At 58.7% G+C, this 13,059-nt stretch carries 13 protein-coding genes; 3 read left to right on the plus strand and 10 right to left on the minus strand.

Annotation, left to right across the window (positions count from 1 at the left end; all coding sequences use genetic code 11):
- Positions 1–38 precede the first annotated feature (38 nt).
- Genes ubiB through ubiE form a run of 3 tightly spaced genes read right to left on the minus strand, consistent with a single transcriptional unit; the run spans position 39 to position 3,033 of the window.
- Positions 39–1,643, minus strand: coding sequence for a ubiquinone biosynthesis regulatory protein kinase UbiB (gene ubiB, locus ACZ89R_RS20225; protein WP_429544791.1), 1,605 nt, complete (start codon positions 1,641–1,643; stop codon positions 39–41).
- On the minus strand, positions 1,640–2,263 hold the full coding sequence (locus ACZ89R_RS20230) for a ubiquinone biosynthesis accessory factor UbiJ (protein WP_429544790.1): 624 nt from the start codon (positions 2,261–2,263) through the stop codon (positions 1,640–1,642). The genes ubiB and ACZ89R_RS20230 overlap by 4 nt, the downstream gene beginning before the upstream one ends.
- Positions 2,263–3,033, minus strand: coding sequence for a bifunctional demethylmenaquinone methyltransferase/2-methoxy-6-polyprenyl-1,4-benzoquinol methylase UbiE (gene ubiE / locus ACZ89R_RS20235; protein WP_429544789.1), 771 nt, complete (start codon positions 3,031–3,033; stop codon positions 2,263–2,265). The genes ACZ89R_RS20230 and ubiE overlap by 1 nt, the downstream gene beginning before the upstream one ends.
- Positions 3,034–3,188: 155 nt before the next feature.
- On the opposite strand from ubiE, the gene ACZ89R_RS20240 reads away from it, so the two are divergent.
- The 3 genes from ACZ89R_RS20240 to ACZ89R_RS20250 all read left to right on the plus strand — a co-directional run bounded on the left by ACZ89R_RS20240 (position 3,189) and on the right by ACZ89R_RS20250 (position 4,925).
- Complete coding sequence (locus ACZ89R_RS20240; RefSeq protein ID WP_007899268.1) at positions 3,189–3,464, plus strand: polyhydroxyalkanoic acid system family protein; 276 nt, start codon at positions 3,189–3,191, stop codon at positions 3,462–3,464.
- 224 nt (positions 3,465–3,688) lie between these two features.
- Positions 3,689–4,111 (plus strand): phasin family protein, encoded by a 423-nt coding sequence (locus tag ACZ89R_RS20245; RefSeq protein WP_007899266.1) that lies wholly within the window; start codon positions 3,689–3,691, stop codon positions 4,109–4,111.
- A gap of 10 nt (positions 4,112–4,121) precedes the next feature.
- Complete coding sequence (locus ACZ89R_RS20250) at positions 4,122–4,925, plus strand: phasin family protein (RefSeq protein ID WP_218397016.1); 804 nt, start codon at positions 4,122–4,124, stop codon at positions 4,923–4,925.
- 161 nt (positions 4,926–5,086) lie between these two features.
- On the opposite strand, the gene ACZ89R_RS20255 is transcribed toward ACZ89R_RS20250, so the two are convergent.
- The 7 genes from ACZ89R_RS20255 to hslV form a co-directional block, all read right to left on the minus strand.
- On the minus strand, positions 5,087–5,704 hold the full coding sequence (locus tag ACZ89R_RS20255) for a TetR/AcrR family transcriptional regulator (RefSeq protein WP_123499966.1): 618 nt from the start codon (positions 5,702–5,704) through the stop codon (positions 5,087–5,089).
- A gap of 59 nt (positions 5,705–5,763) precedes the next feature.
- Positions 5,764–7,446, minus strand: coding sequence for a class II poly(R)-hydroxyalkanoic acid synthase (phaC, locus tag ACZ89R_RS20260; RefSeq protein WP_429544788.1), 1,683 nt, complete (start codon positions 7,444–7,446; stop codon positions 5,764–5,766).
- Between the two features lie 129 nt (positions 7,447–7,575).
- Positions 7,576–8,430: a poly(3-hydroxyalkanoate) depolymerase gene (phaZ, locus tag ACZ89R_RS20265; RefSeq protein ID WP_008067658.1), complete on the minus strand. Its 855-nt coding sequence runs from the start codon at positions 8,428–8,430 to the stop codon at positions 7,576–7,578.
- 134 nt (positions 8,431–8,564) lie between these two features.
- Positions 8,565–10,244: a class II poly(R)-hydroxyalkanoic acid synthase gene (gene phaC / locus ACZ89R_RS20270; protein ID WP_007899254.1), complete on the minus strand. Its 1,680-nt coding sequence runs from the start codon at positions 10,242–10,244 to the stop codon at positions 8,565–8,567.
- A 242-nt stretch (positions 10,245–10,486) separates the two neighbouring features.
- Positions 10,487–10,864 carry a gamma-butyrobetaine hydroxylase family protein gene (locus ACZ89R_RS20275; protein WP_008009230.1) on the minus strand — a complete coding sequence of 126 codons (378 nt, stop codon included), beginning with the start codon at positions 10,862–10,864 and terminating at the stop codon, positions 10,487–10,489.
- Positions 10,865–11,003: 139 nt separating this feature from the next.
- Positions 11,004–12,344 (minus strand): ATP-dependent protease ATPase subunit HslU, encoded by a 1,341-nt coding sequence (hslU, locus tag ACZ89R_RS20280; protein ID WP_429544787.1) that lies wholly within the window; start codon positions 12,342–12,344, stop codon positions 11,004–11,006.
- Positions 12,345–12,398: 54 nt separating this feature from the next.
- Positions 12,399–12,929 (minus strand): ATP-dependent protease subunit HslV, encoded by a 531-nt coding sequence (gene hslV / locus ACZ89R_RS20285; RefSeq protein WP_007899242.1) that lies wholly within the window; start codon positions 12,927–12,929, stop codon positions 12,399–12,401.
- Positions 12,930–13,059: the final 130 nt, after the last annotated feature.

Raw genomic sequence — 13,059 nt, forward strand, 5'->3', positions numbered from 1 at the left:
CAGCGTTCAAACAGTGTGCCAGCCGATCATCCAACTGGCTATCGGCGAACGACCAGATACAAGCCGACCGCCACCATGATTCCGGCGGGCCAGTGCCCCAGTTCGTTCAACGGGCCACCGGCGGCGAGTATCGTGCCACCCGCCAGGTGAGCGGTGCCGAGCAACCGCAGGAGCCAGTCATCCTTGCGTTTGTGCCAAGGGGGAGGCGGGTCGTTGGCGTGGGGCTGGGACATGCGCTCGAGCAGGTCGCGGGCCATGTTGGCCAGGTGCGGGATCTGCTCGAACTGGCTCTGCACGTTGCCGATCAAGGCTTTGGGGCTGACGCGCTCGCGCATCCAGCGTTCGAGGAACGGCTGGGCGGTGTTCCACAGGTCGAGGTCCGGGTACAACTGTCGGCCCAGGCCTTCGATGTTCAACAGGGTTTTTTGCAGCAAGACCAACTGCGGCTGCACTTCCATGTTGAAACGTCGAGCGGTCTGGAACAGGCGCATCAGCACCTGACCGAAGGAAATATCTTTTAATGGTTTTTCGAAGATCGGCTCGCACACGGTACGGATCGCTGCTTCGAATTCGTTGAGTTTGGTTTCCGCTGGCACCCAGCCCGAATCGATGTGTAACTGCGCGACACGCCGGTAATCACGCTTGAAGAACGCGAACAGGTTGCGCGCCAGATAGTCCTGGTCTTCCGGGGTCAGGCTGCCGACGATGCCGCAGTCGATCGCAATGTACTGCGGGCTCCACGGTTGCACGGTGCTGACGAAGATGTTGCCGGGGTGCATGTCGGCGTGGAAGAAGCTGTCGCGGAACACCTGGGTGAAGAAAATCTCCACGCCCCGCTCGGCGAGCATTTTCATGTCGGTGCGCTGGTCGGCCAGGGTCGCGAGGTCGGTGACCTGAATCCCGTAGATGCGCTCCATCACCAGCACTTTCGGCCGGCACCAGTCCCAATAGACTTGCGGCACATAGAGCAGAGGCGAACCTTCGAAATTGCGCTTCAGCTGGCTGGCATTAGCCGCCTCGCGCAGCAGGTCGAGTTCGTCGTAGATGGTTTTTTCGTAGTCGCTGACCACGTCTACAGGGTGCAGCAAGCGAGCGTCGGCCGAGAGCTTTTCCGCCGCACGGGCAAGAATGAACAGCCACGCCAGGTCCTGCGCAATGATCGGTTTCAGCCCCGGGCGGATCACTTTGACGACGACTTCTTCGCCGGTTTTCAGCTGCGCGGCATGCACTTGCGCCACCGAAGCCGAGGCCAGCGGTTCGACGTCGAAGCGGCTGAAGACTTCACTGATTTTTTTGCCGAGCTGCTCTTCGATCAGCCGGATCGACACTTGCGAGTCGAACGGCGGCACGCGGTCCTGCAGCTTCATCAGTTCATCGGCGATGTCTTCGGGCAGCAGGTCGCGGCGCGTGGACAGGATCTGGCCGAACTTGATGAAAATCGGCCCCAGGTCCTGCAACGCCAGGCGCAGTCGCGCGCCACGGCTCAGGTCCAGCGTTTTGCGCGGAAACCAGCGCCACGGCAAGGCATAGCGCAGCGCCAGCAGAAACCAGGGCAATGGCAGGGCGAACAGCAGGTCATCGAGGCGGTAGCGAATCACAACGCGCTGGATGCGCAACAAACGGCGGACGGCAAGCAGCTTCATGCGTTATCGCTTGGGTCGAGGGATCGGAAAAGACGCTCGAAACGCGCCTCGAGACGTTCCAGATCGAGCTTGATCTGGTCCAGTTCATTAAAACGGGCGTCAGCTTCGCGCTGACCGACGAGCGCGCGCGATTCTTCGGCCAGGTATTCACCCAGGTTCTGATTCAGGCTGGCGAACCCTTGTTGATACCAGCGTGCGCGACTGCGCAGGTGACCGCCGACCAGTTGCGTGGCCACAGGTCCCAGCCAGCGCGAGAGTTCGTACTCCCAGTCCAGTTCGAGGTCCTGAAGGATCGCCGCCAGTTCCAGCAGCACGCCGCTGTCGCCGTCGAGTTCGACTTCTGGCGCATGCAGAACCGAAGTCTTGTCCTTGCTCGTCGCCAGTTTCAGCAGGCTTGAGGCCGGTGCGCGCAAGGTACAGTCGGCACCGGTTTCCCATTGGGAGGCGAGCATCAGGCCTTCATCGCTGGGCAGGATGAACACTTGCAACGCCGGGCTGCGGCAGTCGACGGCAATCACCTTGCCACTCAAATGCGCCAGCCGCGGTAGCGCCGTGCTGTCGAGACGCAGCACCCGGTTCAGGCCGAGCTCAACGCTGGCAAGCAGGCCGGCCAGCAGCATCAGGGCTTGATGCCGCGGTGCAGGGCGACGATGCCTGCGGTCATGTTGTGATAGGTCACGCGATCGAAACCGGCCTCGACCATCATCGACTTCAGGGTTTCCTGATTCGGGTGCATGCGGATCGATTCGGCCAGGTAGCGATAGCTTTCCGAGTCGTTGGTGATCAGCTTGCCCATCAGCGGCATGAAGGCGAACGAGTAGGCGTCGTAGGCTTTGGACATCAGCGCGTTGGTCGGTTTGGAGAATTCCAGCACCAGCAAACGGCCGCCCGGTTTCAGCACGCGCAACATCGAGCGCAGGGCGTCTTCTTTATGCGTCACGTTGCGCAGGCCGAAGGCGATGGTCACGCAATCGAAATGGTTGTCCGGGAACGGCAGCTTTTCAGCGTCGGCCTGGACGAATTTGACATTGCCGGACACACCCAGATCCAGCAGGCGGTCACGACCGACCTTGAGCATGGATTCGTTGATGTCGGCCAGAACGACCTGGCCCGTCGGGCCAACGAGGTGCGAAAACTTTTTGGTCAGGTCGCCGGTGCCGCCGGCGATGTCCAGCACGCGGTTACCGGTGCGCACGCCCGACAGTTCGATTGCGAAGCGCTTCCACAGGCGGTGCATGCCGCCCGACAGGAGGTCGTTCATCAGGTCGTACTTGGCGGCTACCGAGTGGAAAACCTCAGCGACTTTTTCCGCTTTCTGGCTTTCCGGAACGTTTTTGAAGCCGAAGTGAGTGGTGGGTTCGGCATCGCTGCCTTTGCGCTGATCAGTCATATCGCTGTCACCAAAAGAGAATGCGGGACATTCTAATCCCGGTGGCCTGCTTTGTCTTGGCAAGGCTGAAGGTAAGATAGGCAACTACCGGGACGTTTTGACGCATGCAGGGTCAAGATGTCTTGAGCAAGTCACGATAAAGCAGGAGTCATTCGATGGCCCGTATTAGTGTTGAGCGTGCCCACGGCCTGGGTAAGGAAGCGGCCCGCGAGAAGGCCGACAAGTTGGCGCAGAAACTGTCCGAACAATATGGCCTGGAGCCGCAGTGGTCTGGTGACACTCTGAACCTCAGACGCTCGGGCGTAAAAGGGGCGGTGTATGTGGGCGAGGACTCGATCAAGGTCGATGTCGAACTGGGCCTGTTGATGTCTGCCATGAGCGGCACGATCAAATCGGAAATTGAAAGGGCGCTCGATAAAGCGTTGGCTTGATGCCGAAAAGATCGCAGCCTCGTTTCACTCGACAGCTCCTACAGGTGAGCACCGCCATCCTCTGTAGGAGCTGTCGAGTGAAACGAGGCTGCGATCTTTTCCAAAAGGGCACCACCGATTCATGTCACTTGTTAGGGTGCCGTTTCTAATTATTCTCACTACTTTGTGCCTGAGCCCGACTCTCTGCGGGCAGTTCCTCGACCCTTCTGCGCGTGAGGTGCACCATGGCCAAAGTTATTTTGAAGAAAAAAGTCGACGTTGAAACTAACGCTCTGGGCGACGTCAAATCGTATGCCCGCAAGATCTGGCTCGCTGGCCTGGGTGCTTACACCAAGGTCGGCCAAGAGGGTAGCGAGTACGTTCAAGAGCTGATCAAGGCTGGTCAAGCTGTTGAAAAGAAAGGCAAAAAAGTAGTCACTGAAAAACTTGAAGCGGCCAATGCCGAGATCGATGAAGCCAAGAGTGAAGTGAGCACTTTCAAAGGCAAAGTCGAACTTCAACTCGACAAAGTCGAAAGGGCTTTCGATACACGTATCGCAAGTGCCTTGAATCGTATCGGCATTCCGTCTAAACATGACGTTGAGACACTCTCTGCTAAGCTCGATGAGCTGACGGCATTGCTCGAACGTGTCGCGCGTAAATCTTAAGGAGAACGGGATGGCTGGTAAAAAGAATACTGAAAAAGAAGGCAGCTCGTGGATCGGGAAGGTCGAAGACTACTCCCGCAAGATCTGGCTGGCTGGTTTAGGCGTGTACTCGAAGATCGACACTGACGGCAGCAAGCTCTTCGATACATTGGTTAAGGACGGCGAGAAAGCCGAGAAGCTCACCAAGAGCGCTGTCGGCAAGAAAGTCGATGCCGCCAAGGACTCCGCTTCGTCGGCCAAGTCGCGCATCAGCGGCGTGAAAGATCGTGCACTGGGCAAATGGGATGAGCTGGAAGGGGCTTTCGACAAGCGTCTGAACAGCGCCATTTCGCGCCTGGGTGTACCGAGCCGCAATGAGGTCAAGGCACTGCACAGCAAGGTCGATACCCTGACCAAGCAAATCGAAAAACTCACCGGTGCCAAGGTTGCGCCTGTTGCGGCGAAAACCGCGGCGGCCAAACCAGCGGCCAAAAGCGTAGCCAAACCATTGGCCAAGGCTGCCGCTAAACCGGCAACCAAAACTGCCGCGGCGAAACCTGCAGCCAAAGCGGCCGCAAAACCAGCCGCTAAACCGGCGGCCAAACCTGCAGCTAAAACCGCAGCAGCCAAACCCGCCGCTGCGAAAAAGCCAGCAGCCAAGAAGCCTGCAGTGAAAAAACCGGCCGCCCCGAAAGCGGCTGCACCGAAACCAGTAGTGGCTGCCGCCAAGCCACCGGTAACCCCGGTCAGCACGGCGAATTCCGCCACTGCTCCGACACCTGCTGTAACCCCGACTGCTGCGCCGGCTCCATCGACGCCAACCAGTCAGTCCTGATTTCAGGACTAAAAAAACGCCCGGCCTGCGAAGGTCGGGCGTTTTTGTTTTGAAGATTCAAGATTTGGCTCGTCTGTCGAAAAAAGATCGCAGCCTTCGGCAGCTCCTACCGGTGTATGCAATTCCCTGTAGGAGCTGCCGAAGGCTGCGATCTTTTGATCTTAATGCTCTTCGAGGTACTGCAACGCCAACCGCTCGGTCGCAACCTTGACAGGCGGCAGCAAGTGCGGCGCCACCAGCATCATGATCTGATACACCACCAGTCGCACTTCACCTTCACGGTCGAGAATTCGCTGATAGTCCAGTGAGAACAGCAACGTCATGGTGATTTGTTCCACCAGTTGCCCCAGCGCCTGGGTGTCACTGACCAACTGACCTTGAGCTTTCAATTGCGCCAGCAATGAAGCCAGTGTGCGCTTCAACGCATTGAGCAGGTTGCGTATCCCCTTGGCCAGTTTCGGCAGGCGGCCGGCAAGGTTCGACAGGTCCTGGAACAGAAACCGGTAATGGGCCAGGCGTTCGATGATCAGGTGCAGGAACAGCCAGTAATCTTCAGGCGCCAATTCCACATCGGACGGTGGGTCGAGCAAGGGCGTCAACTCGGCCTGGAAGCGCTCGAACAGCCCGAGGATCAGCGGTTCCTTGCCGTGGAAATGGTAGTAGAGGTTACCCGGGCTGATGCCCATTTCGTTGGCCACTTCCATGGTGGACACATTCGGTTCGCCCTTCTGATTGAACAACTGCAGGGCACATTCGAGAATCCGGTCGCGGGTTTTCATCCAGTCTTCTTAATGGTCGAGTCATGCCACGGCCATTGGTGGCCGTGGTTCGTTAAACGTCAGCGCACGCGCACGTAAGTACCGGGTGCCGCCTCCATCGGTGGATAGTTCTGGTTACCGAGGGCCATCCGGGTTTCGTGTTGTGCGCCGGAGCGTTCCTGAATCCAGTCCAGCCATTGCGTCCACCAACTACCGTCGACGCGTTTGGCGTCGTAATACCAGGCCCGCGGGTCGCTGCTCAGTTTCGGATTCTCGACGTAGTTGGCTTTCGGATTGTTCGGCGGGTTGAGAATGCTCTGTACATGACCGCTGTTGGACAGCACGAAGCGCCGCTCGCCCCCCAGCAGTAATGTCGAGCGATACACCGCATCCCACGGGGTGATGTGATCATTCATGCCTGCCACGCTGAAGCTGTCGACGGTGACTTTCTGCAGGTCGATCGGCGTGCCGCACACTTCCAGCCCGCCAGGATGACTCAGCGGGTTGTGCTTGAAGAAGTCCAGCAGATCACCATGAAATGCTGCCGGCAGACGCGTGTTGTCATTGTTCCAGTAGAGGATGTCGAACGCCGGCGGCTCCTTGCCCATCAGGTAGTTATTGACGAAGTAATTCCAGATCAAATCGTTGGGACGCATCCAGGCAAACACCCTGGCCATGTCGCTACCTTCCAGAACGCCCTTCTGATACGAGCGGCGCTTGGCCGCTTCCAGCGTTTGTTCGTCGGCGAAGAGGGTGGCCGGGCTGTCTATCTGACTGTCGAGCATGCTGACCAGGTAGGTCGCGCTGGATACTCGTCGTAGCTGTCGCTTGGCCTGCAAATGCCCTTGCAATGCGGCAATGGTCAGCCCACCGGCACAGGCCCCCATCAAGTTGACCTCGCGCGCGCCGGTGATTGCCCGGCACACATTCATCGCTTCTTCAGTGGCTTCGACGTAAGACGACAACCCCCATTCGCGATGACGCACATCGGGATTGCGCCAGCTGATAACGAAGGTCTGCAAACCGTTTTTAAGGGCGAACTGAACGAAGCTGTTGTTGGGGCTCAAATCGAAAATGTAGTACTTGTTGATCTGTGGCGGCACGATCAGCAATGGCTTGGAATACTGCTTTTCGCTCATCGGCTTGTACTGGATCAGCTCCAGCAGCTCATTGCGAAACACCACCGAGCCGGTAGTGGTGGCAACCGTTTTGCCCACCTCGAATGCTTGTTTGGTGACTTGTCTTGGCAGGCCGTTGTTGTGCAGGACGTCGTCGACCAGATGGCCGATACCCCGCACCAGACTGCTGCCGCCGGAGTTGAAAAACTCTTTGATCGCCAGCGGATTGAGCAGGGTGTTGGACGGCGCCACGGCGTCATTGATCAAGGCAAAGGCAAAGTGGGCGCGGGCACGATCGTCCGGGCTCATGTTGCTTTCGTCGATCCAGCTTTTGACTTCTTTCTGCCAGCTCAGATAGGCCTGCAGACTGCGGCGATAAAAGGGATTGAGGCTCCACGTCGGGTCGGCAAAGCGACTGTCTTGCGGGTTGGTCGGATGCAGGGTTTCACCCAACAATACGCGGCCCAACTGGCCGCCCAGCTTCAAGGCATGCCGGGCCGTATACACCGGGTTGCGCAGGCCGTGGGTGGCCAGGCTGCGCAAGGTCGAAAGCAGGTCCCGGCCGCGCAGACCGGTAACCGCACTCTGAGCATTGATGAATGCAGCGGGAGTGGGCAAAGAGCCCTTCGCTGGTTTGTCGCGCATGAGTTAACACTCCTTCGTCATCAGGCCAAAAACAAACACACCCGAACAAAACACCATAGACGTTGTTGCGGGTTGTTGCGCGGCACGGCCTCCTGCCGACTCCTTTTCATAAACAAAAGTCGGGGTCGGTTAACCGCCCGATGGCGCCGGATGCGGATGCATTACTGCGCGCTGACGTTCTTCCTCGAGAAACTTCATGATGATCGGTGCCACCGCTTCGGCGCGGGTAATCAAGAACAGATGGCCGTCGTCGATAATGTGCAGTTGGGCGTTGGGAATTCGCCAAGCCAGCATGCGCATGTTGATCAGCGGGATCAGTGGGTCGTCGTCGCCGGCCAGTACCAGGGTCGGTTGGTGGATTTTGTGCAGCCAGTGAATGCTGGTCCAGCCGAGGCCGGCGAACAGTTGCCAGTAGTAACCGAGCTTGCCTGCCGAGCGAACCCTGGCGGCGTGACTGGCTGCCAGGGTCGGATCGCGACGGAACGAGCCGCCGTAGATCATCGGTGCAATGCGGATCACATGGGAGGGCTGGATATAGCGTCGCGGGCTGGCCATCATCATCAGCACTTTAGGCTTGCCCGGAACCATCACGGTGCCAGCCGCCGTGGCCGCCAGCACCAGCTTCTTGCAGCGCTCGGGATAGTCATGGGCGAACTGCTGCGCCAGAGCGCCGCCCCACGAAACGCCAATCACGTTGACTTGCCCGTAATCGAGATAATCGAGCATTCGCGCCGTGAGTTTTGCCAGGCCCGAGAAGCGATAGGGTCGATTGGGAGTCGATGAGCCGCCGACACCGGGCACGTCGAAGGCAATGACTTCCAGGTCCGGATCCAGAGCCTGGACGAACGGGAATATCAGCTCCAGGTTGGCGCCGATGCCGTTGAAAATCAGCAAGGGCGTCAAGTGAGGCTTGCCGGGGCGTACCGCAGTGCGGAGGGTCTGGCCATCCAGGTTGACGGTACGAAAGACGAACGGTTGCGGCATGCACGAAGCCCTGTAGGTTTTAAACGCTGGTCGAGCCGTCCCGGGCCGTCGCAGAATGTTCGAGGCTGGCCTCGAGAGTAATCGATAGAGATCGCGGCACCTCCCAGTGCCGCGGACTGCGTGTTATTTGAGGCTCAACGTTCATGCACGTAGGTACCCGGCGAAGCCTCACCCGCTGGATAGGCCTTGTTGCCAAGGTTGGCGGGGGATTTCTTCAGTTTTCCCGAACGCTCGGCCTGCCACGCCTGCCAATGCAACCACCAGGAGTCGGTGTGCTTGGTGGAGTTTTCCATCCATTCTTCGGCCTTGACCGGCATGTCGGTGCTGGTCATATAGCGCGCTTTCGGATTGCCCGGAGGGTTCAGAATGCTCTGGATATGCCCGCTGCTGGACAGCACGAACTCGACCTTGCCACCGAACAGCTGCGCGGATTTGTAGCAGGACTTCCACGGAGTGATGTGATCGTTGGTGCCGGCCAGGGAAAAGATGTCGGCGGTCACCTGCTTGAGGTCGATCGCTGTGCCGCACACTTCCAGGGCATCGGGGCGGATCAGTGGGTTGTTTTTGAACATCTCGATCAGGTCGCCATGGAACGCTGCCGGCAACCGGGTGGTGTCGTTGTTCCAGAACAGGATGTCGAAAACCGGCGGCTCATTACCCAGCAGATAGTTGTTGACCCAGTAGTTCCAGATCAGGTCGTTGGGGCGCATCCAGGCGAAAACTTTCGCCATGTCGCGACCTTCCAACACGCCGGCCTGGTAGGAATGGCGCTTGGCGGCTTCGAGGGTCTGCTCGTCGACGAACAGGGCCACATCGCTGTCCAGGGTGGTGTCCAGCACGCTGACCAACAGGGTGAGGGCGTTGACCTTCTTCTCGCCGATCGCTGCGTAGTGACCCAGCAGGGCGGTGCAGGTGATGCCGCCGGAGCAGGCGCCAAGCATGTTCACGTCTTTGCTGCCGGTGATTGCGGTGACCACATCGACCGCTTCCTTGAGCGCTTCGATGTAGGTCGACAGACCCCACTCGCGCTGCTCCTTGGTCGGGTTACGCCAGCTGACGATGAACGTCTGCACATTGTTGCGCAGGCAGAAGCGCGCCAGACTCTTGTCCGGGCTCAGGTCGAAAACATAAAACTTGTTGATCTGTGGCGGCACCACCAGCAGCGGGCGTTCATGCACCTGCTCGGTGATCGGTCGGTACTGGATCAACTCCAGCACATCGTTGCGAAACACCACTGCGCCTTCGGTCACGCCCAGGCTCTTGCCGACTTCGAACGCGCCCATATTGACCTGGCTCGGCATACCGCCGTTGTGCACCAGATCCTTGGCCAGGTGGGAGAGACCGTCGAGCAGGCTCTTGCCACCGGTTTCGAAGAAGCGTTTGACCGCCGCCGGATTGGCCGCCGTGTTGGTCGGGGCCATGGCTTCGGTCATGAGGTTAATCACGAAATGCCCGCGAGCGACGTCCTTGGGCGAAAGATTGCTGTCATCGATCCACGCGTGAAGCTCTTTGCGCCACGCCAGATAGGTTTGCAAATAACGTTTATAGAGCGGGTTCTGACTCCAGGCCGGATCAAGGAAGCGACGGTCATCACTTTGCGGTTGAAGCTCGGATTTTCCAAACAGTACGTTCTTCAGTTCGATGCCGAAATGAGCGACATGCCTGGCACTGTGGATGGGTTGCCTGATGGCCTGGGTCAGCACCATTCGGGCAGAGCCCAAGAGATCCTTTCTACGTAGTCCAACAACAGGATTCAGCCCCAAGGTATTTTCCGAAGCCTGAAATTTCAAGTCATCGTTAAGCTTGTTACTCATCTACGACGCTCCATTGTCCTGAGACGAGTACCTGAGCCCAGCTGTGTAGTCACACAGCAAACGCCAGGTACTACTGCTCGGGTGACCGTTAATTGCGAATAGCTACAAATGCACGGAACTTGCCAGCTCCATTGGTTACCCGAGTTTAATTTTTTTCGCAAGCGGGCCAATCGTTGACACCGCAGCGGAGCATTCAAACAGATGGAATTAGAAAATGCCCTCTAAACAGCCAGAGGCCTGTATTAGAGCATCAGCTTGACGACCGACTCATTCGGATCGCGGGTCTTTCCAGCCGCTTTGAGTTCCGCAAGATAATCGTTCCAAAGATCTTCTTGGCGCACTGCCAGCTGGTACAGATACTCCCAAGTGAACAGGCCGCTGTCGTGGCCGTCGTCGAAGGTCAATTTCAGTGCGTACTGGCCGGCCGGTTCGACCTTGCTCAGGCCGACGCCGATCTTGCCAAATTGCAGGATGGGTTTGCCATGGCCCTGGACTTCGGCGGAAGGAGAGTGCACGCGAAGAAACTCGGCGGGCAGGTGATATTCCTCGCCGGACGCGTATTTGAGCGACAGGGTTTTCGAGGCTTTGTGGAGTTTGATGTCGGTGGGGAGTTGGGTCATGGCAGGTCGTCCGTCTATGTGGAACGTTGTGTAGGAGCTGCCGAAGGCTGCGATCTTCTGATCTTCGGCGTCAGCCGGAAAAGATCGCAGCCTGCGGCAGCTCCTACAGGTGTTACGTTCTCACAGGAGAGTAGGTGACCTACAGGATATAACGGGACAGGTCTTCGTTCTGCGCCAATTCGCCCAAGTGGCTGTTGACGTAATCGGCATCGATCAGGATCGGCTTGTCCTCGTGAGTGCTGGCCAGATCGCCGGCGCTGAACGATACCTCTTCGAGCAGGCGCTCGAGCAGGGTATGCAGGCGACGGGCACCGATGTTTTCGGTTTTCTCGTTGACCTGCCAGGCGATCTCGGCGAGACGCTTGATGCCGTCCGGGAGGAATTCGATGAGCAGGCCTTCGGTTTTCAGCAGTGCACAATATTGCTCGGTGAGCGATGCATGCGGTTCGCTGAGGATGCGCTCGAAATCTTCCGGGCTCAGGGCCTTGAGTTCGACCCGAATCGGCAGGCGACCTTGCAGCTCCGGCACCAGATCGCTCGGCTTGCTCAGGTGGAACGCACCGGAAGCGATGAACAGGATGTGGTCAGTCTTGACCATGCCCAGTTTGGTGTTGACGGTGCAGCCTTCGATCAGCGGCAGCAAGTCACGCTGTACGCCTTCGCGGGACACGTCGATGCCACCGGAATTGCCGCGCTTGGCAACCTTGTCGATTTCGTCGATGAACACGATGCCGTGCTGCTCGACGGCTTCCAGAGCCTTGGCCTTCAATTCTTCTTCGTTGACGAGGCGACCGGCTTCTTCGTCGCGCACCAGTTTCAGCGCTTCCTTGACCTTGAGCTTGCGGTTTTTGCGCTTGCCCTTGCCCATGTTGGCGAACAGGCTCTGCAACTGGTTGGTCATTTCTTCCATGCCCGGTGGCGCGGAGATATCGACGCCGGCCACTTCGGCCACTTCGATTTCGATCTCCTTGTCATCCAGCTGACCTTCACGCAGGCGTTTGCGGAACAGCTGACGGGTGTTGGAATCCTGGGACGGTGCGGAGTCCTCGTTGCTGAAGCCCATGCGTGCAGGTGGCAGCAGGGCGTCGAGGATGCGTTCTTCGGCGGCGTCTTCGGCGCGGTGGCGAACCTTGGTCATTTCCTGTTCGCGCAGCAGCTTGATCGCGGCGTCGGCCAGATCACGAATGATCGATTCGACGTCGCGGCCAACGTAGCCCACTTCGGTGAATTTGGTCGCTTCGACTTTGATGAACGGCGCGTTGGCGAGTTTGGCCAGGCGACGGGCGATCTCGGTTTTACCGACACCGGTGGGGCCGATCATCAGGATGTTCTTGGGAGTGACTTCGACGCGCAGCTCTTCGGGCAGCTGCATCCGGCGCCAGCGGTTGCGCAAGGCGATGGCGACGGCGCGTTTGGCATCGTCCTGGCCGATGATATGGCGATTGAGTTCGTGGACGATTTCACGGGGGGTCATGGGCATAATAATTGGCGGTCCTCAAGCAAAAGTGAGCCGTGGCGCTAGGCCAAAACAGGCTTACTCAGCGAGGTCCTGCTCCTCGATGGTGAAGGTGTGGTTGGTGAATACGCAGATGTCGCCGGCGATGCCGAGCGCTGTTTCGACGATTTCCCGCGCCGACAAATCGGTTTTCTTCAACAGGGCACTCGCGGCAGCCTGGGCGTAACCGCCGCCGGAACCCATGGCGATCAGGCCTTCTTCGGGCTCAACCACGTCACCGTTGCCGGTGATGATCAGGGAGGCATCTTTGTTGGCGACCGCGAGCATGGCTTCGAGGCGGCTCAGGGAGCGGTCGGTGCGCCATTCTTTGGCGAGTTCGACGGCGGCGCGAACCAGGTGGCCCTGATGTTTCTCGAGCTGGCCTTCGAAACGCTCGAAGAGGGTGAAGGCGTCAGCGGTGGCCCCGGCAAAACCGGCGATAACCTGGCCGTGGTAGAGGCGGCGAACTTTCTTCGCGTTGCCTTTCATCACGGTATTACCGAGCGAAACCTGGCCGTCGCCGCCCATGACGACTTTGCCGTGGCGGCGAACTGAAACGATGGTGGTCAAGGGAGAGTCTCCACGCAGCGGGGCGAAAATGCCTTATGCCAACTCATATGGGGGTGGTGGAGCGTTTTTCAACTGTAGGACGCGGCGGGGGACGAGCGGTGCGAGGCGCGTAGGAGCTGCCGAAGGCTGC

This window comes from Pseudomonas sp. TE3728 (assembly GCF_056279145.1).